Origin of the sequence: Emergencia sp., from assembly GCF_048465375.1 — a bacterium.
Lineage (GTDB): Bacteria > Bacillota > Clostridia > Peptostreptococcales > Anaerovoracaceae > Senimuribacter.
On record NZ_DBFWLQ010000008.1, the window covers coordinates 20,037 to 43,787 of the forward strand.

Genomic DNA, 23,751 nt, shown 5'->3' on the forward strand with positions numbered 1-23,751 from the left:
TTATGCTGCTTTGGCTTTCTCTGCGCCCAGATGCTGTAGGAATGCCTTTATGAATTCTTTGATTTCCTTGGTCTCCAACTTATGGTTCTTTCCGTTGCAGTCCGTTTTTTTCAGCGTCTCCATATTTACGCTAAATGTAAAGTATGGTTCATCCGGCTCGCTAACCTTGCGGATGAAGAAAGACATCTTTTCCCTTGCAATATGTTTATCAATGTATCCGTCTCCGCTGGCTATGCAGTGGTTCAGTTTCCGTCCCTCTACGATGAAGTCTTCGATACTCTTTGGCATTACTGCCATCAGCCCTTTATATTTGAATGCATATTCTTTGTGGTGCCGCATATAGATTGCTTTTATCTGCCTGTTTTTTCTCGGATTGTTGCTGCACCTCAGCTGATCCGACACCTTGTCGTGGGCATCTTTGATATCTTTTGGAAACATGTACCGCTTCTCAATTTTACAGTCGTTCCTTTTGTATGTCTTATTTAGAAGTTCTTCTGACATTCTGATGTAGTCAAGATACCACCCCATGACTTCGCCGGGCGGCTTCCGTGTTATCTTCATCTGTTTTGCTATGTATCCTATCGCTTTCTTATAAGACATCATCTGCAGCATCTCCGCAAATCTTCCATGATCAAAATACCCCGATGATGATGTTATATCCTGTATTTTTGCAAACAGGTCATCATCAACCCAACAGTCTGCCTTCCGTAAGATTCGCAGCTCTTTGTATGATATATTCCATCTTTTCACAGACTGCATGTAATTGCGGCTTATGCCTAATACTTCTTCAAAGTCCTCCGATTGCGTGAGCATGTTTGCATGTTCTGCTAAGTTAACCAATCCTTTTTGTACAAGCCTTCCAGCCATCGGACCGCAACTTGCGCTTGCAAGCAGCTGGTGAAAGTCTACTTTGACACCTTCCAGCCGCGAAAGTTCTACCCCTTTATACTTGGAGTCCCCAAAGTATTTTTCTAGGCAGGATGTGCAAATAAATGCTTTTTTGGTTAGTGGATATCTTGCGTCCGTGTATGAGTAAAGCTGCTGGTTGTATTTGTATGGGTACATGCGATTTTCCGTACGTACCTCGAAATAGTCCGTATCGTATTGATATCCGTATCTTCCCTCCGCAGTTACCGTCCTAATCACGGTTGCCGTGATCAGCAGGATTGCCGGTGTTCCCTCAGACTTAGTTTCATGCGCAAATACCAATGCTTCCTTGTCCTGCGCCGACTTCCCCTCGATGTATCTTTCTTTCGCAATTTTGATTCGTGACCCGCACTTTGGGCAGGTGATCATATCTCTGCTTTTTGGCATATCTTTGCTATGGTGCACTTTTCCACAAGCGCAGCATCTGATCCGGTAGTTCCCTGTTTTGGTTTTTTGGACATATAGGATCCCTCTATGCGGCACCGATCGTTCAAATGTTTCTATGGCGGCATCTGGAAGATTTTTCGGTAGCAGATCTAAATGTCGTCTTACTCTTTCCCACTTTCTGTCATTCGCCTTTTCCCTTTTTCTCCGGTTGATAATGCATATCTTCTGGTCCATCAGTCCATTCAAGCTGCCATAATTTTTCTTAAAGTATTCTCGCGCTATTTCATCAGTTTTAGTGCCCGCATAATGATGGTGCTCTGCAAACGGATTCCCGCTGCCCCAGTGTCCTACGTTTTCCCAGTATGTGATATAGTTTTCGCCGTTAAAAAACAACCTGCTATACAGCTTTCCATTTTTATACAAAAATGCAGCCAGAATTTTCCCACTTCTTTTTCCGTTATATATTCCGGCAGTCGCCTCGTAGCGTGTTGTTTTCAGCAACTCCAGTTTCTTCGGTTCAAACTCTAACAGTTCTTTTTTTATAAGCATGTTGCCGCCTCCTTACAAAAAATCCATGATGTCTATTACGTCGGATACATGGTCATCTTTTGAATCCCTAGACGGTTTATCTAGTCCAAAGTATTTTACAATCAGTTCTTCTGCCTCCTCGGGAGAAATGATTGCCTGTCCTCCCTGCTTATGCTTTCCTGCAAAATTGTCAAACTCTTTTTTGCATCCCGCAATCATCTTGCCCTGCTGCAATATACATTCAGCATCGGTATCAGTTTTTATCAACTCCGAAATCTGTCTTGCCATCATGGTGGTAAACCTGGTGTCTATCGTCTCTGCTTCAGACCGTAATTTGTCTATCGCATCATCTATTTTCCGGCTCATTTTTACTTCCTCCTAATTCTGTGATCAGTGCCTGGATCTGTCCGTAAGACATGCCTTTCTCCCTTGCGACCAGTTCTTTGTTCTCGGACGATAAATCAGTGAGCATTTCAGACACTGCCCGCATGACATTGGCAAACTCGTGCCAAAAGTTCATGGCCTGCTCTATCGGTATTCTGGCGGTTCCGTCAGTAGTAGCAATTACGATCTCCCTCCCGTCCGTTATGTAGCAGCGGCTCCTGGATAACGATTTGATTACCTTGGCTCCAAGTTTCTCGGCCTCCCTTTTTAACTCGTCCAGATTGGCTTTTCCTTTTTGCATTTGATTTTTGCTCCTTTTTGTGGTAAATTAGGAGTAGGCATTAGCGGTGCCTACTCTATTAGCTGGGCTTACCTTTATGGTAAGTCTGTTTTATTTTTTGTAGCATACGTGGTTACCACACGGCCAGTAGCCCTTGCCCTTAAAGCTTACGTGCATCTCACAGTGCGGGCAGACAAACAGTCTCTTGTAAAGTCTCTTAAACATATTCCCTCCTTAGTTGCATCCTGCTATGTAGAGCAGGATCCATGATAGTATTAACGGTGCTGCCACAAGCGCCATGACGCCGGCAGCGTATATGTAGGCAATCGCATTATGTCGCAGTGCCAGCTCTTTGATTCTCTTCATCCCATTTCCTTTCTAGCTCTGTCTTTTGGTGGCGCACCCACGATAGTTCCGACTCGATTTTCTCGGCAATCCACGGCTTGCTGATCCGGTAAAAATGCTCGATCTGCTTTTCTTTTGTGCCGATCTGCCGATCCAGCTTGTATAGCTCGCCTTTGTAGTCCAGCTTTGGATTGTAGATATGGTATCTGCATGCATAGATGCCGACTGGATCCGGGTCGTAATAGCAGCACTCCGTGCAGCATCTCTGGCAGACGGCTTGTCCGGCCATCTGCGGACATTGGCGAGATACCCGGTAATCCTGGTTCCCGCATTTTGGACAAGTCATAGCAATCCTCCTTATCCTACCTCTACTAAACCATCTGCGAACAGTTGCCTTATATTTTCCAAGTCCGTATGGTCTACAAAGCCCTTGTAGCCGACCAAGTAATATATAACCCCGAGATAGCTTTTCAGTTCGTTTTCTTTGACTATGGCTACCAGTTCGCCATAGTCCATTTTCTTTTGTTTCTTCATTTTGGTTGACACTCCTCTAGGTAATTTTTTCCGATTAACAGCATCCAAGCCCGCAGGGCGTTATCCTCGTCCATGCCCCAATCTGCCGTCTGCCTGTCCATATACGCCCGTTGGTAGGTCTCTCTCCACTTTTGATTTTCGTCCTGCGCCCAGGCTGTCGTATTAGAATGGAGTTCTGCATGTTTCTTCGGATGTAGATCCACCTGGAATCCGTAGTAAAAACTGATCTGCCGGTTTGCTGTGCCGCCATAGACTTCGTGGCGATCAGCACAAGGAGTGCCAGTATAAAAGCAAATGCGGTTTGGCTTGTCCTTGTATCCGTTGTATCTTTTCTTTTCCCTGGCTGCCCGATCCATCTGCTGGATGGCGTAGTTATAATATCTTTCATCAATCATTGTTTTCCTCCCTGTTCAGTCGGTCAGCTTCTTTTTGTGCATCTGCCTTCACATCGTAATAGCCCCTGCATTCCCGATTCCCACTATGATCTACTGCCTGCGTGTCTCTCAAGCAATAAACGCCATACAGTGTTTCTCCTCCAACAAAATTTGACGATACTCTCCATTCACCCTTCATATTTTCCTCCTTAATACAGATAGTCGATAATCTCCTTCAGGCTCTGCCCGTTGCTTTGTCCTGTCGCAAGGATGCGCTTACAGCTACCGTCCGTCCGTATGACATCGATGTACTCGCTCAAGCAGCCTTCCCTTTCTACCGCTTGGTAGCAGATGCAATCCAGCCAGTTTCTATCCTGGTCTAATAGCAAGGCATTTTGGATGCTTATTATAAAGCGATTCTTTTCTTCAAGTTCTGGTGCGTTTTGTGTGTCCATATTTCCTCCTTAAGTTCTCTACGATAATTTCCTGCCGGTGTCTGCAGCTTGTCCGCCATTTTTCTCCGGCGCCGGCGATGGCTTTTCCTTGGCATCTGATTACCTCTCTGCATTCTCTTTTTTCTGTTTTTCTACGTATCGTTTATTGATTTCGATTTTTTTATCGTCCGGCAGGCTGTCCCAGCACCGGCTCATTACCCTGCTCAAGCTGTCAGTCATTTTTATGTCGTTGTAGTATGTAACGCCTCCGTTATCATGGATCATTTTGTTTTTGTAGCCAGCGACGTCTGAGTCGACCCTTACCATATAGAGCACCTCTTTCTTGATATAACACAACTCTTTAACCTTTAAATTTAGAAAGCAGAAGCGTTGATATATTTTTGTTAAGCTCTTCTCGCAGCACCTGCTTTTCCTTCTCAGTTTTATCTGCATAAGCTGCATCATTAATCTTTATGGTCACGCCAGCGGCGGTCTTGTATTCCATTACGATTGCCATTTTTATGCACCTCTAATTTAATAGATACAGCTTTGCTGTTTGTCCTATTACTGTAACTTCTAAATCTTGCGCTTTTGCTCCCTCCAACTTATAATGTATGTAGCGGACTCTGATCCGGATGATTTTGTTAGAATGCTCGCAACTATAAAGCCCTCTACCCTTGAGTCTGTGCTTGACATCCTTGAGCGATATCACGATTGGTCTAACTGACGCATCGCCTGCATAATGTCTTTACATAGGTGTTCGCCTGCATTTGCATTGCTGGTGTTAATTACTTCTACTGCCACATGTATTGCTGTACATGTGACATTTATTTTTCTTTCATAATCTGGTTTCCCAATTTCTGCAGTTCCCAGTTGATCCAGCATTTTGCATATAACTGCTTCTGCTCTTTTTATAACTTCTTTATCCATTTTTGCACCTCCTCTCTCAATCATGCTGTTGCTTTCCTCCTCTTTCAGCTTTATAATTTAATTACAAATTCTAGTAATCAAGTATTATGAAAGGAGGACATGTTCAATGAATGTTGCAAGAATTTATTTTTCGGATAAAAGTTCCATCGAAGTAAAAGAAGGTGATCTGCTAATCCCTATCATTTACAAAAATGACGTTTCTGCTAATTTTGCGTCTATGGGTGAACCTTCCGAACTTTGGAACCATGCCAATAATGGTTTAGTTCCATCAATTCTCGATGTTTTTGCTCGATGCGATTTTTTCTATTTGAACGGAGACTCATCTAACGTCTACAATTCAAATTCTGTTGTCAAAATCTCTATAGAGTAGTTTTCGGCGGTTTATCTTTTAAGGTAAATCGCCTTTCTCATTGGCAATGGCCAGTAATCTCTTTCTGATATGTTCCGCAAGTTCTGGGTCCTTGAATCTTAAATGCCTATGTACGGCTTCTATCCCATCAAGGATTTTCCCTGTGTCTCTAATGGCGATATATTTTTCACAAATCGCATTTTCTATAGTGTCTAACATCTTTTCCATTCCTCTTCACCTCCCTCTTTCAAATATTAAAAATCTCATTTATGCGACAAGCAAACCAAAAAAAATTTCTTCCGCTTCATTTTTACTTAGCCCTAGAAACTGTTTTATTTTACTCGCCTCTTTCAAGGACAGCCCTTCTCCATGATTTTCAAACTTCCTATAAAGCGTGCTTAAGTGCACCCCTACAAAATCTGCCAGCTCTTGCATCGTTTTGTCTTGTATTGCAAGTTTTTCTCTTATTCTCTCTATATCTACCATTGTTTTCTCCCTTCATGTCGCACATCTGAGATTAATCTAAAAATACCACTTATTGGATGCCTTGTCAATAGATTATTCGCATTTTTGAGATTTTATTTTATTTTATCGGAAATTTTATTTGCATTTTTGCGAATCACTGATATAATATAATCATCATTACAAGGGAGACGTTTATATGACAATAGGAGAACGAATTAAGGCACGACGCAAAGAATTAAACCTTACCGTTGACGCTTTGGCCGAAAGACTACAAAAAAGCAGAGCAACAATTTACAGATACGAAAGCAACGAGATAGAAAATATGCCTGTTTCTATATTGAAGCCAATTGCGGATGCATTAAGGACTACTCCTTCATTCTTGATGGGATGGGATGAAGACGAAGCGGGCGATATAGACACAATCTCCGAACAAAATTCTGATTGTGAACTAAATATTAACAAAACTATCCTTGCAGTTGTAGAATTAATGGAGCAAGAGGACACCAGAACACAACGTTATGTCTACGAACTCGTGCGGGACTACCTGAATTGCAACGAATTTGAACGTGGACGACTCAACACATCAGCAAATCTAAAAGCAGAAAGGACGCTGGCCGATAAGGTGCAGATGATGAAGCAGCCAGAAGACATAACGGAAGTAATTACAGATATCAAAGAAGCTAAATAAGAAAGGAAAAGGTTATGGATAAGAGTATTGTAAAGAACGCTATAACAAGATTAATAGAGAATGCCGATGAGCAATCGTTGCGTCAGATATTTAATTTGATCAATGACTTTTCGCAGTGTCCAGAACACGGAAAGGGGCGAATTTGCGAGGAGGTATCTAGGATTGCTGCAGAATATACCGAGGAGGAGATTCCTGTCATATCCCCGCCAAAATATCGTGGCAAGCACGAAGAACTTGTTGAAAGAATCGCACAAGAACAAAGAGAGGATAGTTACAATGAAATGGTGCGTGCTACGCAGCTGTTAGAAAAATTAAGAGGGTGCTAGTTTAATAGCACCCGGCTGTATTACTTGATAGTATTACTTAGTCTGTTAGAATTATTGTTTGCTCGTATTTTTCCGGGTCAAAATCCAAGTTGTAGACAATACGACCGTTATAAAAAATAGCAATAGCGTAGATATCATCTACGCCCATGTGCTTGTATTTATAGTCTGTCACTTCAAACCGGTATGACAATCCGTTAAAATCTGTAAGTGTTATTACTTCCATTGCATCCGCCTTCTTTCATTACCGGGTGCCAAATACGATTTTACAATATAGGCCGAGGCAAAATATACAGGTAAGTCTTGGATGGATAATATTGTTACTCTATGCTACGAGCATTAAAATATAGTAAATTTTGAAAAAGAGGAGAATGTTATGATTAAGAAAGAAAAAATTGAAAGAGATGTTGCAGTAAACACAAATAAGCAAACAGCAAGGGTCAAAAAGTCTATCCGCCAAAGTTTAAAGTTAATCATGATTGCGTTGGTTATCATAATCGGTATTATTGGAGCTTATGGCTGTGGAGTTACTGACGACGATAATGGTGATAGCAACGACGTTCCTAAGTCAGAACAGCAGACAAATGAGGATACTTCTAAGCCTGATGTGCCCGAAGCCACGGTCGGTGAAGAGAATGCGCTTGGATCAGCTATATCATATTTAGAAATAGGAGGGTTTTCTAAAAAAAGTCTGAGGGAACAACTTGATTATGAAGGCTATTCGAGTGATGAAATTGATTACGCAATTAAGAATTGTAACGCTGATTGGATGGAACAAGCTGCTTTGAGTGCTCAAAATTACATAGACACCATGAACTTTTCCAGGAGCGGCTTGATTGAGCAACTTAAATTTGAAGGCTTTACAGACAAACAGGCAAATCATGGAGCAGATTCTGTCGGTTACTGAGAATTCATGGTACCAGTCTTATTGCTGGTACCATATTCAGTTTTAATCTAATTGGAGGTTATTATGGGTATAAGATTCCGCCGGAGCATAAAGATTGCTCCAGGACTAAAGGTTAACATCAATAAAAAAAGCATTGGCATAACTGCAGGAGTGCGAGGTGCGCATGCCTCTATCAATACCAAAGGCGATGTTACAAAGACCGTGGGGATACCTGGCAGCGGTCTATCTTACGTGGATCGGCATAGCATAAGAAAAAAAGAATATGTGAGAAGAGAGCCCTCAGTATCTGCAAAAGTCGATGTGCAGATAAAACAAAAATCGTCTAACCCTATCTGGCCTAAGATTGGCAGTATAGCATTTATAATCTTGGCAGTAATTTTACTGCTCCTCGGGTTGATATCATTTTATCCTCCAGCCGATACCGTACCCGGAATAATATGTATTATGCTGTCCGTCATATGTTTTATCGCTGCACGTCATTATAAACAAAAATCTTGAGGTCTGAAATATGTATAATAAATTAGATGATGGCTTGTATTGCATGTATTTGCGAAAAAGTCGCGAAGATGTTGAAGCTGAACTACATGGAGAGGGCGATACCCTTTTACGTCATGAACGTACGCTTATGAATCTTGCAAAGAAACTAAATATAAGCATCGGCTGCATTTATAGAGAGATCGTGTCTGGTGAAAGTATTGATGCCAGGCCAGAAGTACAAAAGCTAATTGCAGATGTAGAGCAACGCAAATGGAAAGGTGTTTTAGTCGTAGAAGTAGAGCGGCTTGCTCGTGGTGATACCTTAGACCAGGGCATCATTGCCAGAGCTTTTGCTATATCCGGTACAAAAATCATTACCCCATTAAAAATTTATGACCCAGCTAATGACTCAGATATGGAGTATTTTGAATTTGGACTCTTTATGAGCCGCAGAGAATATGCCACCATAAACCGGCGTATACAAAATGGAAGACGTGCTTCTGTGCTTGAGGGCAAATGGGTCTATGGCTGCGCGCCTTACGGATACAAGATAGTAAAATTAAACAACGACAAAGGATACACTCTTGCTTTTGAAGAATCAGAATATGACGCTGTGGCTTTAATATGGAAATCCCATATTTATGATAAGGTAGGATCGACCACGATTGCATTACGCCTTAAAGAACGTGGATTTAAAACGAGGGAAGGAAGTGATTTTTCGCCCTCTTCTATTCGCGATATTCTTAAAAACATTGCATACGCTGGTTTCGTAAAATTCGGTGAACGCAAAGAGATAAAAGAGATTGTTAATGGTAAGGTTAAAAAACGGCGTATTACCAATCCAAACCCAACTATAGCTAAAGGACTACACCCTGCCTACGTGACATTGGAAGAATTTAATATAGGCAAGCAAATAAGGTCAAGCCGTGCTATCTGTTCAGTTAATTTCAAAGCTGATGGACTGCAAAATCCACTTGCCGGTATCTGTATCTGCAGAAAATGTGGCCATGTCATGCAACGTCAAGTGGATGGTAATAGCAAGAAAAAAGAAAATATTGTTTACCGGCTTACGTGCAATACGCCTGGATGCCCCAATGTGTCCAGCGATATTTCACTCGTTGAGGATGCAATTACAAATGTCCTTGATGTTTGGACTCAAACTCACAGTTTAGAATTGAGCGTGGATACGAACGGATCTTTTGACACCTTTGATGAAGACCTTCGCAGGCTTGAAAAAGAAAAGGCATTATTGGAAAGTCAAAGAGAAAAGCTTTATGACTTACTAGAACGTTCTGTTTATAATGAAGATACCTTTATATCTCGAAACCTAAAAATTACAAATAAGATATCTGAAGTTCAACAACTTATCGACAATCTAGTTTCCAGGCATGAAGAACGTCAGAAACAAATTAATATAGAAGAATTTTTGAAAAGAGTCAAAACTGTTCGAGAAGCTTATGCACACGCAGAGTCAGCAGAGGAAAAAAATAAATTGTTAAAGTTTGTTTTTAATAAGATTGAATATGAAAAGAGTGTTGGTGGTAGAGGGCACGAAAGTGAATTCGAGCTTGAATTTCACCCGATTGTGGACTTTTTGCGCTGATTGCCTTTATCATTGATGGCGGTACGTGTAACCCCACTCATAGGTCATCAGCAGCACATAGTCAGCCACTGCACCCATGCCGGCATAATCGTGCCCCTGATACAACACGCCTGCCTGATCCGCTGAGGTCTTTGGCGCCAAAGCGACTGTCACCGTATAACCCTGCGGTCCTAAAATAGCTCTCGCTTCCCGAACCAGATCCACATACTGTCCTCTGTTTTTTTCGGGTATGTACTCAAAATCAAAATCAACTCCAGCCAGCCCTTTTCTCTGTATCGTCGACAAGATGTTGTAAATCAGCGTCGTTCTTGCTGCGGGATTTTCCAACAGTGCGGAGGCGATGACATCATTAAACATACCCATTTCGTCCATAGGTGTCAGGACCATCAAAGGCTTCACCCCTGCCCCATTGGCGGCATCTATCAGACTTTGATCGTTAAGATCGACCACGCCGCCTTCCGCCGTAATTCCATAACTGAATGTATTTAAAAAAGTCAAATCAGGCAGCCAGGCTTCTAACACTGCCGGATTAATTGACGGGTAAGCATATCCGCTTACGATGATTTCTTTCATATGTGCAATCCTCCATACCATACAATATGAAGAATCTCGCTAATTGTTCGCCTTCTTTTTCTCTTTATTTCTATACATATTGATATCTGCCGCCGTAATAAACTGATCGGGCCGCTTGATTTGTTTATCCAGCATAGCAAATCCCAGACTCATGCACATGCTATATGGTTCATTGCTTCTCTCATTGTACAGTCTGACATTATCAAGAATTTCGTCTCTCAGACAAAGTACCTCATCCCGGTTGTCCCGCTGTCCGATGATAAAAAATTCATCTCCACCCATACGGGTCACCACATCGTCAAGCCGACAGGACTGTTTGAGCAAATTAGCTGCCGCAACAAGAAGTTTATCGCCCTCCACGTGGCCAAAAGTATCGTTGACCTGCTTAAAGTCGTCCATGTCGACAATCATTGCAAAATACTTTGCTCTCACCTCCGGTCTTCCTTTTGATGTCGTCAGAATTCTGTCCAAATAGGAATCCAGATACCCCCTGTTCAAAAGTCCTGTCAGCGTATCTTTGCTGATCTGCTCACTCTGCACATTGAGAAAGATAATCAGCAGCGATACGGCCATGCAAATCCAGATCAAGGTCACCCCGTACAGTTCCACCTGTACAAAACTCAGGATAATCGTCGGGATGGGAAAGAAAATCAAGTATCTGCAGACTTTGATGCGATCCGGATTCTTTTCCCTGCATCTTTCCCTGATAGCCATGGCGAGGGCACCGCCAAGATAAACGTAAGTCAGCAGTATGATTACGACCATATAGGGACCTCTGTAATATACTCCGTCCGATCCAATGGTAAAAATCCAACCTGTCTTCAAGGTGGTCAAGACCAAAATCGTACTGATAACGCATGGAATGCTATACAAAATCAAAAGTCTTTTCAATCGCTGTTGGTCAGCATGCAGTTTTACATCCGTATAGAGCAGCCAAAATAATGACGGCAGCGGCACCAGGCAGTAATAGATCATCATGCTGACCAAAAACAGCTCTTCCGAGCATGAAAACTCCAAACCATCCATTACCCAAGTGATTGCATCAAAAATCAATATCAGAATATCTGACCAGATGAGCCACTTAAAAGTGCGTTTGTCCAGGTCTTTCGTATATTCTCTTTTACGAAGGTAAAACCTGATTGCCAAAAGAATCACGATTCCAATAATACTGATCTCTACGTATAGAATTTTCAGCACAATAAGTCCTCCCACTAATATATATCCTCCTAAAAATCCCGCAGTTCTGTGAATGCCATTCCGCTCTCTGTCGTCGTGCCACTATATAATGCATCGGTAAACCGCCCCATGTTCATATAATGCTCCAGCATAAATTTTGCTGTCAGGGGCATCTTTCTATCCAGTACCCTGTCATACGGAATCCATTCTACCCTGCCTTCATCGGATATCAAATTGACTTCTTCTTCCGGTTTCAAGTCAGCAAAATAGTAGTAGTTCTGCCGTATTTCACCATTTTTCAGTCTCAAAGTCACATAGCGCAGCTGCAAGTTCTCTAATGCCCCTTCTCTTAACCCGATTTCTTCTTCCAACTCGCGAAGCATACATGTTCGAGGGTCATTCAATTCCTCTTGTTCAAAGTGCCCGCCTATTCCGCACCACGACGGTTCTACAACCCTGGACCCGATTCGGTAGAGCATCAGCATTTCTCCAGCTCGGCTGATATAGATTGCAGTCATATTTCTCAAAATAATTTCGTTACACATATTTTTCCCTACTTCCTTTCGGCAAAGCTATCGTTTGTAAAACTATGACAGCATGACGATTCCTCTATAAATATAATCGTACGTCATGATTCAATGGGGTACTTCGCAGCAATCGCTGCAACAGATGTTGGAAATATTATAACATCAATATCTACATTTTTAACAAAAAATAATAACCATGTTTAAAATTTACTACATTTTGTATGTAAATAGCATCAATCGTACCGATTTTTTGCGTTATATGTTATGATAAATATATTATTTGCAATATTTACTGTTTTGAAAGGATTTACGTTTATGAAGAAAAAAGCTGCAAGAGTCATCAGTATCTTACTTATTTTAGTCATGTCCTGTACAGCCTTCAGTTTTGCTCACAGTGGGCGAACTGACAGCAGCGGCGGACATCGAGACAATAAGAATGTCAGCGGATTAGGCTATTATCATTACCATTGTGGCGGCCACCCCGCTCATTTACATCCTAATGGTGTCTGTCCTTATTCAGGATCATCCAGTCAGAAGAAACCTGTTAAAAAATATTCGCGCATCAGTAAGCCGACATTGTCTCTGAAGTCGGTCGGCGCCAATTACATAAAAGTTTCTTGGAGCAAGCGCAGTAAAGCGGTAAGATACAATCTTTATCGTTCTACATCCAAGTATGGCAGCTACAAGAAAATTGCCAGCACTACCAAAACCTATTATAATGATAAGACTGTTAAAAACAAAACTGGCTATTATTACAAAGTCAAGGCGATTGCCAAGGCATCAAAATACAACAGCTATTACAGCACCGTCAAATACGGCAAAATCAATTTTAATGGCAAGATCACCTTATCAAAAAACAATTTTGATCTGCGGCCTGATGAAACTGCCATCGTCTATGTAAGCACTTCAGGCACGTCTGATGATATCATTGCTTATTACAACGATGATTATATCGAAATTGAATGGGGCGATGAAGATGAAAACGGCCGTCTGCCGCTATATATCTATTCTTATGCCAGCGCAAGTGAGGCTGGCAGGAAGATTAAGATTACTCTCAAGTTTGAAAATCATCAACGCCTATACAAAAAAACGCTGACCGTTCAGTTGGCGGACTACGCTGCTGAAGATAATGCAGCGTAACACTTTTTGCTCCTTATTCTTATCATAGTAAATTTTTCTTGTTATGTCATATTTTTTGATTTAATGGGAAGAATAGGTGATACGAAGAAAGGAGAATTAAAAATGAAAAGAATAACAGTTATTTTACTTTCATTATTGCTCTGTCTCGGCCTGTTCGCCTGCGGCAATGATTCAAACGCAAACGATGGTAAGGACGACAACAACAAGGAGAATGCGGAAACTGTATCAATTGATAAAAATATCGATGCAGTCGCTAAACATCTTGATTTAAAAGATGGTGAAAAGACAATGTACAACACCATCGGTGCAAAAGACGGCAAAGAATATAATGATGGTAGCGTAGAGCTCTATGAGTTCAAAGAGGATTCTAAAGAATACAAGGATATCGTAAAAGGTGAGGGAACCATCAAGGCAGCTGCTCACAAAGACGGCATTATCCTGGTCTTCCCTAATGACTCCGATCAGAAGCTCATAGACCAGTTCAATGAAATCAACTTTAAATAGCAATAACCTTAAAGCCATCTGCACATGAAGGACTTCCTCCATTGGCAGATGGTTTTTACTGTCTTTTATTCTGCGCTTTATCCTGTCATACGATAGTTATTCCTGTATTAGTTTATTATAATGTATTGTCTGAGAAGATACAATAGGGAAAAAGGTGAATAAAGGGGAACGGAATTTATGAAAATAGACTACATGGCAGTTGGAGAAAAAATCAGAGACGCAAGATTAAACGCACGCATTACACAAGAAGTGCTAGCAGAAAAAACAGACTTATCGATTACCCATATCAGTGCAATCGAAAATGCCAGCACAGGTGTCAGTCTGCAGGCACTTACAAATATCGCCAGTGAGTTACATATCTCCATAGACTTTCTGGTCTTTGATTCCAGGCACTCCAATCTGGTTATTGAAAGCGAGATAAAGAACATCTTATCAGACTGTACGGAGCAAGAAGCGCAAGTATTGCTTGAACTGTTGAAGGCAAATAAAGACGCCGTCAGAAAACTTAAATGAACGAAAAAAGGCCTGCAATATTACAGGCCTTTTTGATGTTATCCTCGTCTATATGGTGTGAATTTTGTTGGAACGTTGCCGCCATCTCCATAGGCAGATGGATGCCTAGCGCACATTTCGACTCGGTAGTTTAAGTTGGAACCCCTCACAAGTCCAAATGTAGTTACACCGCTCGCTGTAGAAATACCACATTTACCAATGTTTGCCGTATAGGCATTGGTACATTCCATAATGGTCAAAGTACCATCGGAATTTACATTGTACACCACACCTACATGGGTGATGTTTCTAAAATTGGTCGCTTCTAGTTCGTCCGTATCTCCATCTGTAATAGAGTCTGCTCTATAGAAGACAAGATCGCCTATGTCTGCCTGTCCATATGGAATTTCATAGCCCTTTCTATGAAGTTCATCGGCCATGGCTGATGCATTATCAAAAGTAATGAAGATCGGTTTTGAACTGGAGCTGATCTTATAAGTATTTGCTCCATAGTACGTCGTAGAGTCCTTCATTACCTTGTAAGCATTCTGTGAACCTAGGAAGTCAAAATAGTATCCCCAATCAAAGGCCTTTGTGATAGATGTAACAGGTGTTGTCATGTGATTGGTAAAATCCGAAATGTTTCTGCCCATCCAAATCATCTGTGCAAATACGCCGCAGTTGAGAAGATAATCTCCTGCTGTATTCATACAACCTTCGATGGTGGAACTGCCAGTGGCAAGCTTGCTCGTATATGCGTAGCTCTCTCTTCTGATATCACCTCTGTATTCAAAGATATTCTTCTGTGCAAAATACGCATCCATTAAACTTTTCATTGCCTGCTTTTGCGTAGATGTTAATTCTGGAATTGTTAAATATGCCATTTTATTACCTCCTTTTGATTATTGAGTTTTTTTGTGTCTCTAGTTTACTATAGTAAAAATAAGAGTTAAAATTTATGAGGCTCGCGCTTTGCCTCATGATTATTTTACTATAGTAAACTCGTTTTGTCAAGCGTTAGTTTAACAAATTAAACTCGATGAAGATTCTCCTATTTCCAGTTCTCATCTATTAGTAAATTACGTCCTCATCTGTAGTACTATGGCGATATAAACTCCTACAATCAAAAAGGCCGGGGTAGAATGCCCCAGCCGTATTTAAAATCACGTTGCAAAACTTAATCAGTAAAAGCTTTCAGCTTAATTGGCACATAATAAGCTTTTATTAGGTTTCCCGCCAAATTGTAGCTGTTGCTTTCTCCACTTAGTTGTGCAAAACTATACTTCCCCGTATATTTTCCATTGTCTTCATCATTTGGCATCCATGATGTCTTCCAGTTTCCATCTCCTTGTCTAAATCCAGCCTGTTCAATACATGTAACGTAGCTTTGGTAAGGATCAATTTGTGTCTTAGCAGCATCAGTATAAACAATCTTGACTCCGGTAACAAGCCGTGCATGTCCGAATGTTGAAGTTCTTCTTAACAATGCGTCTCCAGGTTTCATATCAGCATAGACTTTGCTGTAAATATCTTCACCAGTCTCATAATTCCCCGGTGCAGAGAGTCCTTCAACGATTTCTTTGGTAGTGCTTGCCTTTAATCGATCCGTGTAATAGCCTCCATACTTTCCTACCAGCATGAGATAATCGTCTTCGCCATCCTCTTTGCTGTTAATCAGACCGTCATTAAACAGATTTCGCGTTCTATAAAGTTCATAAGAACCATCGCTTTTCTTGCGTTTAAGGAAATTACTGCTGTTTAAGTTACCGGTTCCCTTTCTCCAAGCGAAGTCAATAGAAGACGAGCAGTCAGTTCCCCATATAGAGCAAAAGAGTTTATCTCCTATTTGCAGAGTTTTAGTTCCTTTGGTCAATGTAAATCCATTTGGAAAACTATGTTCTCTGTCGACCTGTGTGTATGGTATCCCTTTACGTGGTATCACCTCATTTGCCAGCTTATTATCCCAATACTTGTAGATGGTTATTTGAGATTCCTCTGTCAGCTTGCCTCCTGATTGGGCATAGCAATAGCGTAGCGCTCCAGATAAAGTCCACTCTACTTGCGACATTTCTTTCATTCGGTCACAAGCTAAGGCACGCTCCGAAGATACCGGGAGAAGATTTCCCCCATCATCAACTGCATATGTTCCCGCTGCAAATGCAGGTTGTACAAACATCGTCATCGTCAATACGCTGAGCATTGCAAATACGCTCGCTTTTTTCATTAATGTTTTCTTTTTCATTTTGTTCTCCTCTCACAAACTACATGAGGTTACAACTTTCCCAACACCATTCGACAAAATTTCCTCCTTTCGCTTTCAGATTACACCCGAAAAATCGTTCTGTCTGTATAAAAAAAAGAACAAAATGCAGCAGATTGACAACAAGTAAATTCCTATTGAAAGGGCTGCTAAGAAAGTTCAAAATTAGATTGAAATTTACGAGAAAAAGTGTTATTATAAGCTAGTATGAACAACGTTTCCTTTGCGTTGTTATCTCGATCTTTGTCGACATATTAACAAGTAATATGTCTCCGTAGTTAAATGGATATAACAACGCTCTCCTAAGGTTGCGTTACAACGGCCACCTCAAAAAAAACTAAATAAGGGATTGCAGTTCGACTTTGATCGGGCTATAATCATATATCAGACACGTCCATATAGCTCAGCTGGATAGAGCACACGCCTCCTAAGCGTGGGGTCGGAGGTTCAAATCCTCTTATGGACGCCAGTGAACAACGCCGAAAGCCTTTGTTTTCAAGGGTTTTCGGCTTTTCTTATATAAAAAGCTACGAAAAAGCTCTTTCACTGTATAAAATGTACCCTATAGATTAGACAGTTTGAGTTTTTAAAACCCTTACCATTGGACAGTAAGTTTTAATAAAGACCCTTAAATCTAGACAATGATTTTACAGGGAACCCTTAAATTCGGACATGGTTTTGATGAACCCCTTTATTTTGGACAAAATCGCTTTTTGACTCCGATTCAGATTGATATTACAATAAAAATGAATTGGAGAAAATTATGGCAAATAGAAAGTTTACAGAACAGGAAATGCTCACACTGAGAAATAGCAAATATGTGCTGGATGTATCACCGAGCATTGTACATTTCTCGGCAGAATTTAAAAAACTATTTTGGGAGGAACTGTCAAGGGGCAGGCTTCCACGTGAGATTGTTTCGACTCTTGGAATAGATCCAAATATCCTGGGGGATTCCAGAATAAATGGTCTGAAAACCATGATTGGAAATGAAGTAAAAAAGGGAAATGGTTTTCGTGATCTTAACACCTATGCACAGGGCTGCAACGGATATCTTTCGGCTGAAAATCGGATAAAATATTTAGAAATGCAACTGGCATATAAAGATCAGGAGATTGAGTTTCTAAAAAAAATTGTATCTTTAGATCCGGAGGCTCCGGAATAATGAAAATACCAGCACACGCAAAGTATCAGATTATTTATGATACCATGCAAAAAAACGATAATCTATTGAATGTAGCTGCCATGTGCGAAATTGCAGGAGTATCTCGTTCGGGATATTACCATTATCTCTCAACAGAAGACCAGCGAATGGAAAGGGAGGAACGGGACAGACAGGATTTTCTTTTGATTCTGAAAGCATACCAGTACCGAGGATATCATAAAGGTGCCCGTAGCATATATATGAGGCTGTTACACATGGAACCGCCGATAGTGATGAATATCAAAAAAATCCGGCGGCTGATGAAGAAGTACAACTTACAGTGCCCTATCCGCAAGGCAAATCCCTATCGGAGAATGGCAAAAGCAATGGCAACTGCATATACCGCACCCAATATAGTAAACCGTGAATTCGAGGAACACGGACCAAGAAAAATTCTGTTAACGGATATCACGTATATTATAAATGGAAAAGCACCCCGGTGCTATATGTCAACAATTATAGATGCCTGTACCAAGGAACTGCTGTCATGGGTTCTCAGCGAATCACTAGAAATTGATTTTGTATTAGAAACAGTAAAGCAGTTAATAGAAAAACATGGAACTGATTTAAGCACAGAAACATTAATACATAGCGATCAGGGTTCCCACTATACCAGCATTAAATTTATCCAATTGTTAAAGGAGAACGAACTGAGACAGTCTATGTCACGTAGAGCAAACTGTTGGGACAATGCTCCTCAGGAATCATTCTTTGGTCATATGAAAGATGAATTGGATCTATCAGAGTGCTACGGCTATGAGGAGATATTAAACGCAGTTAGGGATTGGACAGAATATTATAATACAGAACGTTATCAATGGAACTTAGCAAGGTTGTCACCTGTTGAATATTATCAATATCTGACAACAGGAATTTATCCACTGATAATCCCTAAAGCAAAAGGTAAAAACCATCAATCAGAGGCATCACTTTGATGCCTCTACACAACAAACAAATATAAAATAGAAATCTGAAAAGGAAAAGTCATAGTGTCCTTGACAAAGGGTACACTTTAGTATGAGATAAAATTCTACTCCAAAATTTGATTTTTGACAACCCCTCCAGAATCGAACGGTTGTTATAAGACAAAATCGCCAGCTAATTTTTAGCAGAAAACGGGCTGTTCTTGCTAATGAAAATGCCCTTCCTGCTAATCAGCCCCAAAATCGTGCCAAAAATCCAGCTAATCAAAAAAGGCGGATGTTTTGAATACCATGCAGTTATAGCAGATAAAATTAAATATCGTTATGTACATAGAGCGTCTATTTGCCCCGCATTGGGGATGGATAGGCGCTCTTTTTTTATGCCCAAACCCATGGGCAAATACAAGAGATTGGAGGTGTTTTATTTGAGCAAGCCTGTTTATACCGCAGACAAGCCGAGCGACTGTCATTACTGCTACTTCTGGACGAATGGCAGAAAGGGCTGCCGTCTGGGTAGAAATAATTGCTACTACTTAATCTCTTTGCCGCCGAAACCCAAGTCGGAATGTGATGGCTGTCCCTATGGGCGAGATCACCCGTGCATTGGTTGGTGTACGAAGAAGGTTATGCGTGAAGTGGGGCTTCGTTGATATGGATGTGTATGAACAGGAATACCGCTTCTACTATTTTGCCCGATGTCCTTACGAAAAGACGGATACGACTTTCCGCAGCATTCCGCTGACAACAGAAAGTTTTCCGCAGAAAGAAGGTGGTGAAGCCGTGTGAGTTTTGATTATTTTTACGGTCAGCAATCCGATCTATTCACATTCTATCGAGTTCCGAAGGTGTTGTTCACGAACGAGAGGTTCTGGAATATTTCTGCCGATGCCAAGATGCTGTATGGCATTTTGCTTGACCGCATGAGCCTGTCTGCCAAGAATGGTTGGATAGATAAAAACGGTAGAGTGTATATCATTTTTACAATCGACGAAGCGAAGATGGCTCTGAACTGTGCTGAACAAAAGGCTATCAAGCTGCTCAGTGAACTTGAGAAGAAAGCAGGATTGATTGAACGTAAGCGCCAGGGTTTGGGAAAGCCCAACCTGATCTATGTGAAGAACTTTATCTCTGCTGTGGATTCACAACTCTTGAATTGTGAAAATCACAATTCTGGAACAATGGAAATCACAACTCAAGAACTTCCGAAATCACAATGTAATAATACTGATATTAAAAATACTGAATTTAGTGATACTGATTCTATCTTTCCTTCCGGAAATGGTGGAATGATGGACGAGAATGACCGGTATCAAGAATACTTTGATTATTTCTCGGATCAGCTCAGTATGGATTTGTTGAAGAAGGATTACCCTTACGATTCCGAAATGCTGGATAACATTCTGGAGTTGATCGTTGAAACAGTTTGCACGAAGCGACCGTTGATTCGCATTGGTGCAGAGGAGCGTCCGGCAGAAATTGTCCGCAGTCGGTTTATGAAACTGAATGCCGAACACATTCGATATGTTATGGACTGCTTCAAGGAGAACACCACAAAGATTAGAAATATCCGTCAGTATATGCTGACTACGATATACAATGCGCCGACGACAATAGACACCTACTACGATGCTCTTGTTCGGCACGATATGTCACACGGATATTTGGAAGGAGGATTTAAGAAATTGAAAATGAAGCGAGAGGAAGGAGAGTGACGATAAATGTCGAAAAAAGCAACCATCATTGCGGTGGTCAATCAGAAAGGAGGCACTGGAAAGACCACCACCACCGAGAATCTGGGCGTTGGCTTGGCTCTTGAAGGAAAAAAGGTGCTTCTGGTAGACACCGATCCCCAGGCTTCCCTGACGGTCAGTTTGGGCAATCCCTGCCCGGATGATCTGTCTCCGACACTTTCCGATCTGATGGGAAAGATTATGATGGAAAACCCTATTACTCCCGATGAAGGGATTCTTCATCATCCGGAGGGCGTTGATTTGGTGCCGTCCAACATCGAACTCTCAGGTATGGAGGTAGCACTGGTCAATGCCATGAGCCGGGAAACCATTCTCCGGCAATACCTGGATACAGTCAAACAGAATTATGATTACATTCTTCTTGACTGTATGCCGTCTTTGGGTATGCTGACCGTCAATGCGTTGGCAGCTGCCGACAATGTGCTGATACCGGTTCAGGCAGCATACCTTCCTGCAAAGGGTCTGGAACAGCTGCTTGGAACCATCAACAAGGTCAAGAGGCAAATCAACCCGAAACTGAGGATTGAAGGGATTCTTCTGACGATGGTGGACAGCCGCACCAACTACTCCAAAGACATCAGCAATCTGATTCGGGAGAGCTACGGCGGAAAGCTGAAGGTTTACAAGACCGACATTCCCCGCTCTGTCCGTGCAGAGGAAATCAGCGCAGAGGGAACCAGTATCTTCAAGCATGATCCCAAAGGCAAAGTTGCCGAAGCCTATAAAATTCTGACGAAGGAGGTGTTAAACAATGCAGAAAAAAGGCGCAAACATCAGCTTGAAGGGGTACGATGATATTTTCTCCACCGATCAATCCAGAGCTGAAGCCCAGCAGGAGCGTGTGCAGGAAATTCCGCTTTCTGAGCTACACCCCTTTGAGGGACACCCCTTCCGTGTGGTTGATGATGAAGAAATGATGAAAACGGCAGAGAGCGTCCGAGATTTCGGAGTTCTCACTCCTGCGATTGTCCGTCCTGACCCCGACGGTGGTTATGAAATCGTTTCTGGTCACAGGCGGCACCGGGCATCGGAGCTTGCGGGTAAGGAAACCATGCCTGCGATTGTTCGTGACCTGGACGATGATGCAGCCATTATTTTGATGGTTGATGCGAATTTGCAGAGGGAGAGTATCCTGCCGAGTGAAAGAGCATTTGCTTATAAGATGAAGCTGGATGCGATTAAACATCAAGGTCAACGCACCGATTTAACTTCATCCCAAGTTGGGATGAAGTTGCAGGCAATGGATATAGTCGGTCAGGAGGCAGGAGAAAGCAGAAATCAGGTACACCGTTATATCCGTCTGACCGAACTGATTCCGGAACTGCTGGATATGGTAGATACGGGTCAGATCAAATTCAATCCTGCGGTGGAGCTTTCCTATCTGGCAAGTGAAGAACAGAAGGATTTTCTTTCTGCAATGGATTATGCTCAAGCAGCTCCTTCCCTTTCGCAAGCACAGCGAATTAAAAAGCTCGCACAGGAGGGCGAGTGTACGCTGGATGCGATGTGCGAGATTATGAATGAAATCAAGAAGGGAGAGCTGGACAGAGTAACCTTCAAAACGGATTCGTTGCGAAAATACTTCCCGAAGTCCTATACCAACAAGCAGATGGAGGATAAAATCATTCAGCTTTTGGAGCAATGGCAGAAAAAAAGAGAAAAATCAATGGAAAGGTAAGGTAAAAAATGTTTACACCCAAAAACATTCAGGGCGCTTTGGAAGAACTCTACGACCTTTGCGATCCTGATTATATGGTAGATATGCTCGTAAACTACAGTGAGGAGTTCGATGATATTTCTCCTGCGCTTCTGGCAAAGTCGTTTCAGAAAAATGCCGAGATGATTAGCGAGTATCGAGTATTGTCCTCTGCTGGTGAGGGTATCGACTATCAGGGAAAGGTACTTCTGAACAGCAGAGCCGTGCGGCTTCTGTCCTATGTAGAAGATATGAGCGGCGATGAAAAAGTTCGCACGATTCAGAGCAAGGAGCTGTGGTTAGCAGAAGATATGACATTCTATGTGGTGTCCTGTATGTCTACGATCACGATGGACAAGGAAGAAGCCATTTGTCTTAACGAACACCGCAGCGTGGTTACTACGGTGGAATGCGAGGACGATATTTTCTTCGACATGGGTTCCCTGATTTGCGAACTGGACGATATTTGCTTGTTCGAGCTTTTAGCCGATGTGGATGCGACTATTTATGAACTGTAACAGGTTCATGGATGGTCGCTTTTCTTATTTCCAAAGAAACGGAGGTATCGAAACTTGAAAGAATACGATGTGAAGATCACCGAAACCTTGGAGAAAACGGTTACGGTGCAAGCAGAATCTCACGATGCGGCAGAGGAACAGGTTAGAGCCGCTTATTACAATTCGGAGTACATTCTGGACTCCGAAAACTTTACCGGTGTTGCGTTCGGCACGACCGAGGAACGGGAGGTTCAGAAAGAACAGGCAGATACCATGAATGTGTTGCTGGTAAAGCCGTTCATGTATCCGCAGGCTGTGCAGATCGGCTGTGAGCTGGAGGATTTGCAGAAAGCCGTAGGTGGCGATATTGAGGCAACTTATCCGTTCAATGAGCCGGTTGCACTGGTGATGCACGACGAAGGTAAACTCGTAGGCAAAGAACTGAACCGTGCGCTGCGTGATGATGACGGCGATATTTATGACATTATCGCCGGTGATTTTCTGGTTGTGGGATTGGGCGAGGATGATTTTTGTTCTCTGTCCCCGGAACTGATGAAGCAGTTTGAGGAACACTTTCATCAGCCTGAGACTTTTGTACGCATGGGGCGCAGCATTATGGCGCTTCCCCTGCCGGATGACATGGTGAAGAAAGAAGATGCACCTGTCAAAGCTGATTCGGTTCCCCACAAAAGTAACCCTGACCGAGATGTTCTGTAAGGAGGTTCTTATGCAAAGAAATTCGACGATTGGAGAGCTGATGGAGCGAAAGCGGATTCAGGATGGTGCCAAGGAGTACCAGGGACATACCTATATGGACTTGGCACGATTTGATGACGCCACCAAGCACATGATTATTTTCGATGTGCTGACCGATGAATCGCCTGTCGGTTGGAAAGGCGAAAGAAATCGCCTGTATTTGAGCGATGTGGGTTATCAGAAGGCTCTGGATAACCAGAAAGCTGGCAATATCAAGATTATCAGCCATGCCGCAGTTGCCAAGGGCAATCTGTATTACGACCACAGAGATATGGCACGATAATCTGTTCACTCTACTGCTTGCAGGAGGTGATGAA

Annotated in this window: 37 protein-coding genes and 1 tRNA gene; 19 read left to right on the forward strand and 19 right to left on the reverse strand. The window is 42.0% G+C overall.

Going from position 1 to position 23,751, the window contains the following annotated elements; genetic code table 11:
- The 11 genes from ACMQ5W_RS06305 to ACMQ5W_RS06355 form a co-directional block, all read right to left on the reverse strand.
- The gene (locus ACMQ5W_RS06305; RefSeq protein WP_419024320.1) at window positions 1-1,863 is read right to left on the reverse strand and encodes a PcfJ domain-containing protein; all 1,863 of its coding nucleotides are present in this window, start codon (window positions 1,861-1,863) and stop codon (window positions 1-3) included.
- Window positions 1,864-1,875: 12 nt separating this feature from the next.
- Window positions 1,876-2,208, reverse strand: coding sequence for a hypothetical protein (locus tag ACMQ5W_RS06310; protein ID WP_419024322.1), 333 nt, complete (start codon window positions 2,206-2,208; stop codon window positions 1,876-1,878).
- Window positions 2,189-2,527, reverse strand: coding sequence for a hypothetical protein (locus tag ACMQ5W_RS06315; protein ID WP_419024324.1), 339 nt, complete (start codon window positions 2,525-2,527; stop codon window positions 2,189-2,191). The genes ACMQ5W_RS06310 and ACMQ5W_RS06315 overlap by 20 nt, the downstream gene beginning before the upstream one ends.
- Window positions 2,528-2,837: 310 nt before the next feature.
- On the reverse strand, window positions 2,838-3,197 hold the full coding sequence (locus ACMQ5W_RS06320; RefSeq protein WP_419024326.1) for a hypothetical protein: 360 nt from the start codon (window positions 3,195-3,197) through the stop codon (window positions 2,838-2,840).
- Window positions 3,198-3,208: 11 nt separating this feature from the next.
- Entirely contained in the window at window positions 3,209-3,385 is a 177-nt protein-coding gene (locus ACMQ5W_RS06325) for a hypothetical protein (protein ID WP_419024328.1), read from the reverse strand.
- Window positions 3,382-3,780, reverse strand: a complete 399-nt coding sequence (locus ACMQ5W_RS06330) for a hypothetical protein (protein ID WP_419024330.1) — start codon at window positions 3,778-3,780, stop codon at window positions 3,382-3,384. Before ACMQ5W_RS06330 ends, ACMQ5W_RS06325 begins: the two co-directional genes overlap by 4 nt.
- On the reverse strand, window positions 3,773-3,958 hold the full coding sequence (locus tag ACMQ5W_RS06335) for a hypothetical protein (protein ID WP_419024331.1): 186 nt from the start codon (window positions 3,956-3,958) through the stop codon (window positions 3,773-3,775). The genes ACMQ5W_RS06330 and ACMQ5W_RS06335 overlap by 8 nt, the downstream gene beginning before the upstream one ends.
- A 10-nt stretch (window positions 3,959-3,968) precedes the next feature.
- On the reverse strand, window positions 3,969-4,214 hold the full coding sequence (locus tag ACMQ5W_RS06340; RefSeq protein ID WP_419024333.1) for a hypothetical protein: 246 nt from the start codon (window positions 4,212-4,214) through the stop codon (window positions 3,969-3,971).
- A 99-nt stretch (window positions 4,215-4,313) separates the two neighbouring features.
- Window positions 4,314-4,520, reverse strand: coding sequence for a hypothetical protein (locus ACMQ5W_RS06345; protein ID WP_419024334.1), 207 nt, complete (start codon window positions 4,518-4,520; stop codon window positions 4,314-4,316).
- 34 nt (window positions 4,521-4,554) lie between these two features.
- Window positions 4,555-4,710 carry a hypothetical protein gene (locus ACMQ5W_RS06350; RefSeq protein WP_419024336.1) on the reverse strand — a complete coding sequence of 52 codons (156 nt, stop codon included), beginning with the start codon at window positions 4,708-4,710 and terminating at the stop codon, window positions 4,555-4,557.
- A gap of 191 nt (window positions 4,711-4,901) precedes the next feature.
- Window positions 4,902-5,123, reverse strand: coding sequence for a hypothetical protein (locus ACMQ5W_RS06355; RefSeq protein WP_419024338.1), 222 nt, complete (start codon window positions 5,121-5,123; stop codon window positions 4,902-4,904).
- Between the two features lie 106 nt (window positions 5,124-5,229).
- Here ACMQ5W_RS06355 and ACMQ5W_RS06360 point away from each other — a divergent pair, with 106 nt between their 5' ends.
- Window positions 5,230-5,493 carry a hypothetical protein gene (locus tag ACMQ5W_RS06360; protein ID WP_419024340.1) on the forward strand — a complete coding sequence of 88 codons (264 nt, stop codon included), beginning with the start codon at window positions 5,230-5,232 and terminating at the stop codon, window positions 5,491-5,493.
- Between the two features lie 18 nt (window positions 5,494-5,511).
- Here ACMQ5W_RS06360 and ACMQ5W_RS06365 read toward each other — a convergent pair whose 3' ends face one another.
- Both ACMQ5W_RS06365 and ACMQ5W_RS06370 read right to left on the reverse strand, forming a co-directional pair.
- Entirely contained in the window at window positions 5,512-5,700 is a 189-nt protein-coding gene (locus tag ACMQ5W_RS06365) for a hypothetical protein (protein WP_419024342.1), read from the reverse strand.
- 39 nt (window positions 5,701-5,739) lie between these two features.
- Window positions 5,740-5,958 (reverse strand): hypothetical protein, encoded by a 219-nt coding sequence (locus ACMQ5W_RS06370; protein WP_419024344.1) that lies wholly within the window; start codon window positions 5,956-5,958, stop codon window positions 5,740-5,742.
- A 175-nt stretch (window positions 5,959-6,133) separates the two neighbouring features.
- Here ACMQ5W_RS06370 and ACMQ5W_RS06375 point away from each other — a divergent pair, with 175 nt between their 5' ends.
- Both ACMQ5W_RS06375 and ACMQ5W_RS06380 read left to right on the forward strand, forming a co-directional pair.
- Complete coding sequence (locus ACMQ5W_RS06375) at window positions 6,134-6,625, forward strand: helix-turn-helix domain-containing protein (RefSeq protein WP_419024346.1); 492 nt, start codon at window positions 6,134-6,136, stop codon at window positions 6,623-6,625.
- 14 nt (window positions 6,626-6,639) lie between these two features.
- Window positions 6,640-6,951: a hypothetical protein gene (locus tag ACMQ5W_RS06380; RefSeq protein WP_419024347.1), complete on the forward strand. Its 312-nt coding sequence runs from the start codon at window positions 6,640-6,642 to the stop codon at window positions 6,949-6,951.
- 37 nt (window positions 6,952-6,988) lie between these two features.
- On the opposite strand, the gene ACMQ5W_RS06385 is transcribed toward ACMQ5W_RS06380, so the two are convergent.
- Window positions 6,989-7,174, reverse strand: coding sequence for a hypothetical protein (locus ACMQ5W_RS06385; protein WP_419024349.1), 186 nt, complete (start codon window positions 7,172-7,174; stop codon window positions 6,989-6,991).
- Window positions 7,175-7,324: 150 nt separating this feature from the next.
- On the opposite strand from ACMQ5W_RS06385, the gene ACMQ5W_RS06390 reads away from it, so the two are divergent.
- The 3 genes from ACMQ5W_RS06390 to ACMQ5W_RS06400 all read left to right on the forward strand — a co-directional run bounded on the left by ACMQ5W_RS06390 (window position 7,325) and on the right by ACMQ5W_RS06400 (window position 9,935).
- Window positions 7,325-7,855, forward strand: a complete 531-nt coding sequence (locus tag ACMQ5W_RS06390) for an Ltp family lipoprotein (protein ID WP_419024351.1) — start codon at window positions 7,325-7,327, stop codon at window positions 7,853-7,855.
- Window positions 7,856-7,918: 63 nt separating this feature from the next.
- Window positions 7,919-8,353 carry a DUF4236 domain-containing protein gene (locus ACMQ5W_RS06395; protein ID WP_419024353.1) on the forward strand — a complete coding sequence of 145 codons (435 nt, stop codon included), beginning with the start codon at window positions 7,919-7,921 and terminating at the stop codon, window positions 8,351-8,353.
- 10 nt (window positions 8,354-8,363) lie between these two features.
- On the forward strand, window positions 8,364-9,935 hold the full coding sequence (locus ACMQ5W_RS06400; RefSeq protein WP_419024354.1) for a recombinase family protein: 1,572 nt from the start codon (window positions 8,364-8,366) through the stop codon (window positions 9,933-9,935).
- A gap of 9 nt (window positions 9,936-9,944) precedes the next feature.
- On the opposite strand, the gene ACMQ5W_RS06405 is transcribed toward ACMQ5W_RS06400, so the two are convergent.
- Genes ACMQ5W_RS06405 through ACMQ5W_RS06415 form a run of 3 tightly spaced genes read right to left on the reverse strand, consistent with a single transcriptional unit; the run spans window position 9,945 to window position 12,229 of the window.
- Window positions 9,945-10,508 carry a glycosyl hydrolase family 18 protein gene (locus tag ACMQ5W_RS06405; protein WP_419024355.1) on the reverse strand — a complete coding sequence of 188 codons (564 nt, stop codon included), beginning with the start codon at window positions 10,506-10,508 and terminating at the stop codon, window positions 9,945-9,947.
- Window positions 10,509-10,547: 39 nt separating this feature from the next.
- Window positions 10,548-11,705 carry a diguanylate cyclase domain-containing protein gene (locus ACMQ5W_RS06410; protein ID WP_419024357.1) on the reverse strand — a complete coding sequence of 386 codons (1,158 nt, stop codon included), beginning with the start codon at window positions 11,703-11,705 and terminating at the stop codon, window positions 10,548-10,550.
- Window positions 11,706-11,734: 29 nt separating this feature from the next.
- The gene (locus tag ACMQ5W_RS06415) at window positions 11,735-12,229 is read right to left on the reverse strand and encodes an NUDIX domain-containing protein (RefSeq protein ID WP_419024359.1); all 495 of its coding nucleotides are present in this window, start codon (window positions 12,227-12,229) and stop codon (window positions 11,735-11,737) included.
- Window positions 12,230-12,526: 297 nt separating this feature from the next.
- Here ACMQ5W_RS06415 and ACMQ5W_RS06420 point away from each other — a divergent pair, with 297 nt between their 5' ends.
- The 3 genes from ACMQ5W_RS06420 to ACMQ5W_RS06430 all read left to right on the forward strand — a co-directional run bounded on the left by ACMQ5W_RS06420 (window position 12,527) and on the right by ACMQ5W_RS06430 (window position 14,368).
- A complete protein-coding gene (locus tag ACMQ5W_RS06420; protein ID WP_419024361.1) occupies window positions 12,527-13,351 on the forward strand; it encodes a YHYH domain-containing protein in 825 nt (274 codons plus the stop codon).
- Window positions 13,352-13,453: 102 nt separating this feature from the next.
- Entirely contained in the window at window positions 13,454-13,855 is a 402-nt protein-coding gene (locus tag ACMQ5W_RS06425; protein ID WP_148490694.1) for a hypothetical protein, read from the forward strand.
- A 177-nt stretch (window positions 13,856-14,032) separates the two neighbouring features.
- Window positions 14,033-14,368, forward strand: coding sequence for a helix-turn-helix domain-containing protein (locus ACMQ5W_RS06430; protein ID WP_148490692.1), 336 nt, complete (start codon window positions 14,033-14,035; stop codon window positions 14,366-14,368).
- Between the two features lie 38 nt (window positions 14,369-14,406).
- Here the strand turns inward: ACMQ5W_RS06430 and ACMQ5W_RS06435 are convergent, their stop codons facing one another.
- Together ACMQ5W_RS06435 and ACMQ5W_RS06440 are read right to left on the reverse strand one after the other, a co-directional pair.
- Window positions 14,407-15,231, reverse strand: a complete 825-nt coding sequence (locus ACMQ5W_RS06435; RefSeq protein ID WP_148490690.1) for a hypothetical protein — start codon at window positions 15,229-15,231, stop codon at window positions 14,407-14,409.
- 293 nt (window positions 15,232-15,524) lie between these two features.
- The gene (locus ACMQ5W_RS06440) at window positions 15,525-16,589 is read right to left on the reverse strand and encodes a hypothetical protein (protein ID WP_148490688.1); all 1,065 of its coding nucleotides are present in this window, start codon (window positions 16,587-16,589) and stop codon (window positions 15,525-15,527) included.
- Window positions 16,590-16,999: 410 nt separating this feature from the next.
- Here ACMQ5W_RS06440 and ACMQ5W_RS06445 point away from each other — a divergent pair.
- The 10 genes from ACMQ5W_RS06445 to ACMQ5W_RS06490 all read left to right on the forward strand — a co-directional run bounded on the left by ACMQ5W_RS06445 (window position 17,000) and on the right by ACMQ5W_RS06490 (window position 23,717).
- Window positions 17,000-17,076: transfer RNA gene (locus ACMQ5W_RS06445), tRNA-Arg, on the forward strand.
- A gap of 294 nt (window positions 17,077-17,370) precedes the next feature.
- Complete coding sequence (locus ACMQ5W_RS06450) at window positions 17,371-17,772, forward strand: HTH domain-containing protein (RefSeq protein ID WP_419024363.1); 402 nt, start codon at window positions 17,371-17,373, stop codon at window positions 17,770-17,772.
- Entirely contained in the window at window positions 17,772-18,746 is a 975-nt protein-coding gene (locus tag ACMQ5W_RS06455) for an IS3 family transposase (RefSeq protein ID WP_419024365.1), read from the forward strand. Before ACMQ5W_RS06450 ends, ACMQ5W_RS06455 begins: the two co-directional genes overlap by 1 nt.
- A gap of 618 nt (window positions 18,747-19,364) precedes the next feature.
- A complete protein-coding gene (locus ACMQ5W_RS06460; RefSeq protein ID WP_227131618.1) occupies window positions 19,365-19,520 on the forward strand; it encodes a hypothetical protein in 156 nt (51 codons plus the stop codon).
- Complete coding sequence (locus ACMQ5W_RS06465; protein WP_002304312.1) at window positions 19,517-20,446, forward strand: DUF6017 domain-containing protein; 930 nt, start codon at window positions 19,517-19,519, stop codon at window positions 20,444-20,446. The genes ACMQ5W_RS06460 and ACMQ5W_RS06465 overlap by 4 nt, the downstream gene beginning before the upstream one ends.
- A gap of 6 nt (window positions 20,447-20,452) precedes the next feature.
- Window positions 20,453-21,280: a ParA family protein gene (locus tag ACMQ5W_RS06470; protein WP_002304313.1), complete on the forward strand. Its 828-nt coding sequence runs from the start codon at window positions 20,453-20,455 to the stop codon at window positions 21,278-21,280.
- Complete coding sequence (locus ACMQ5W_RS06475; protein WP_002304314.1) at window positions 21,237-22,163, forward strand: ParB/RepB/Spo0J family partition protein; 927 nt, start codon at window positions 21,237-21,239, stop codon at window positions 22,161-22,163. Before ACMQ5W_RS06470 ends, ACMQ5W_RS06475 begins: the two co-directional genes overlap by 44 nt.
- Before the next feature lie 8 nt (window positions 22,164-22,171).
- Complete coding sequence (locus ACMQ5W_RS06480; protein WP_002304315.1) at window positions 22,172-22,699, forward strand: hypothetical protein; 528 nt, start codon at window positions 22,172-22,174, stop codon at window positions 22,697-22,699.
- A 54-nt stretch (window positions 22,700-22,753) separates the two neighbouring features.
- A complete protein-coding gene (locus ACMQ5W_RS06485) occupies window positions 22,754-23,395 on the forward strand; it encodes a DUF3846 domain-containing protein (RefSeq protein ID WP_002588969.1) in 642 nt (213 codons plus the stop codon).
- A 10-nt stretch (window positions 23,396-23,405) separates the two neighbouring features.
- Window positions 23,406-23,717 (forward strand): DUF5720 family protein, encoded by a 312-nt coding sequence (locus tag ACMQ5W_RS06490; protein WP_002304317.1) that lies wholly within the window; start codon window positions 23,406-23,408, stop codon window positions 23,715-23,717.
- Window positions 23,718-23,751: the final 34 nt, after the last annotated feature.

Bases quoted from the DNA above. Each gene is read 5' to 3' on its own strand.
- ACMQ5W_RS06305 (WP_419024320.1), bottom strand. From the start codon at position 1,863: ATGCTTATAAAAAAAGAACTGTTAGAGTTTGAACCGAAGAAACTGGAG.
- ACMQ5W_RS06310 (WP_419024322.1), bottom strand. From the start codon at position 2,208: ATGAGCCGGAAAATAGATGATGCGATAGACAAATTACGGTCTGAAGCA.
- ACMQ5W_RS06315 (WP_419024324.1), bottom strand. From the start codon at position 2,527: ATGCAAAAAGGAAAAGCCAATCTGGACGAGTTAAAAAGGGAGGCCGAG.
- ACMQ5W_RS06320 (WP_419024326.1), bottom strand. From the start codon at position 3,197: ATGACTTGTCCAAAATGCGGGAACCAGGATTACCGGGTATCTCGCCAA.
- ACMQ5W_RS06325 (WP_419024328.1), bottom strand. From the start codon at position 3,385: ATGAAGAAACAAAAGAAAATGGACTATGGCGAACTGGTAGCCATAGTC.
- ACMQ5W_RS06330 (WP_419024330.1), bottom strand. From the start codon at position 3,780: ATGATTGATGAAAGATATTATAACTACGCCATCCAGCAGATGGATCGG.
- ACMQ5W_RS06335 (WP_419024331.1), bottom strand. From the start codon at position 3,958: ATGAAGGGTGAATGGAGAGTATCGTCAAATTTTGTTGGAGGAGAAACA.
- ACMQ5W_RS06340 (WP_419024333.1), bottom strand. From the start codon at position 4,214: ATGGACACACAAAACGCACCAGAACTTGAAGAAAAGAATCGCTTTATA.
- ACMQ5W_RS06345 (WP_419024334.1), bottom strand. From the start codon at position 4,520: ATGGTAAGGGTCGACTCAGACGTCGCTGGCTACAAAAACAAAATGATC.
- ACMQ5W_RS06350 (WP_419024336.1), bottom strand. From the start codon at position 4,710: ATGGCAATCGTAATGGAATACAAGACCGCCGCTGGCGTGACCATAAAG.
- ACMQ5W_RS06355 (WP_419024338.1), bottom strand. From the start codon at position 5,123: ATGGATAAAGAAGTTATAAAAAGAGCAGAAGCAGTTATATGCAAAATG.
- ACMQ5W_RS06360 (WP_419024340.1), top strand. From the start codon at position 5,230: ATGAATGTTGCAAGAATTTATTTTTCGGATAAAAGTTCCATCGAAGTA.
- ACMQ5W_RS06365 (WP_419024342.1), bottom strand. From the start codon at position 5,700: ATGGAAAAGATGTTAGACACTATAGAAAATGCGATTTGTGAAAAATAT.
- ACMQ5W_RS06370 (WP_419024344.1), bottom strand. From the start codon at position 5,958: ATGGTAGATATAGAGAGAATAAGAGAAAAACTTGCAATACAAGACAAA.
- ACMQ5W_RS06375 (WP_419024346.1), top strand. From the start codon at position 6,134: ATGACAATAGGAGAACGAATTAAGGCACGACGCAAAGAATTAAACCTT.
- ACMQ5W_RS06380 (WP_419024347.1), top strand. From the start codon at position 6,640: ATGGATAAGAGTATTGTAAAGAACGCTATAACAAGATTAATAGAGAAT.
- ACMQ5W_RS06385 (WP_419024349.1), bottom strand. From the start codon at position 7,174: ATGGAAGTAATAACACTTACAGATTTTAACGGATTGTCATACCGGTTT.
- ACMQ5W_RS06390 (WP_419024351.1), top strand. From the start codon at position 7,325: ATGATTAAGAAAGAAAAAATTGAAAGAGATGTTGCAGTAAACACAAAT.
- ACMQ5W_RS06395 (WP_419024353.1), top strand. From the start codon at position 7,919: ATGGGTATAAGATTCCGCCGGAGCATAAAGATTGCTCCAGGACTAAAG.
- ACMQ5W_RS06400 (WP_419024354.1), top strand. From the start codon at position 8,364: ATGTATAATAAATTAGATGATGGCTTGTATTGCATGTATTTGCGAAAA.
- ACMQ5W_RS06405 (WP_419024355.1), bottom strand. From the start codon at position 10,508: ATGAAAGAAATCATCGTAAGCGGATATGCTTACCCGTCAATTAATCCG.
- ACMQ5W_RS06415 (WP_419024359.1), bottom strand. From the start codon at position 12,229: ATGTGTAACGAAATTATTTTGAGAAATATGACTGCAATCTATATCAGC.
- ACMQ5W_RS06420 (WP_419024361.1), top strand. From the start codon at position 12,527: ATGAAGAAAAAAGCTGCAAGAGTCATCAGTATCTTACTTATTTTAGTC.
- ACMQ5W_RS06425 (WP_148490694.1), top strand. From the start codon at position 13,454: ATGAAAAGAATAACAGTTATTTTACTTTCATTATTGCTCTGTCTCGGC.
- ACMQ5W_RS06430 (WP_148490692.1), top strand. From the start codon at position 14,033: ATGAAAATAGACTACATGGCAGTTGGAGAAAAAATCAGAGACGCAAGA.
- ACMQ5W_RS06435 (WP_148490690.1), bottom strand. From the start codon at position 15,231: ATGGCATATTTAACAATTCCAGAATTAACATCTACGCAAAAGCAGGCA.
- ACMQ5W_RS06440 (WP_148490688.1), bottom strand. From the start codon at position 16,589: ATGAAAAAGAAAACATTAATGAAAAAAGCGAGCGTATTTGCAATGCTC.
- ACMQ5W_RS06450 (WP_419024363.1), top strand. From the start codon at position 17,371: ATGGCAAATAGAAAGTTTACAGAACAGGAAATGCTCACACTGAGAAAT.
- ACMQ5W_RS06455 (WP_419024365.1), top strand. From the start codon at position 17,772: ATGAAAATACCAGCACACGCAAAGTATCAGATTATTTATGATACCATG.
- ACMQ5W_RS06470 (WP_002304313.1), top strand. From the start codon at position 20,453: ATGTCGAAAAAAGCAACCATCATTGCGGTGGTCAATCAGAAAGGAGGC.
- ACMQ5W_RS06475 (WP_002304314.1), top strand. From the start codon at position 21,237: ATGCAGAAAAAAGGCGCAAACATCAGCTTGAAGGGGTACGATGATATT.
- ACMQ5W_RS06480 (WP_002304315.1), top strand. From the start codon at position 22,172: ATGTTTACACCCAAAAACATTCAGGGCGCTTTGGAAGAACTCTACGAC.
- ACMQ5W_RS06490 (WP_002304317.1), top strand. From the start codon at position 23,406: ATGCAAAGAAATTCGACGATTGGAGAGCTGATGGAGCGAAAGCGGATT.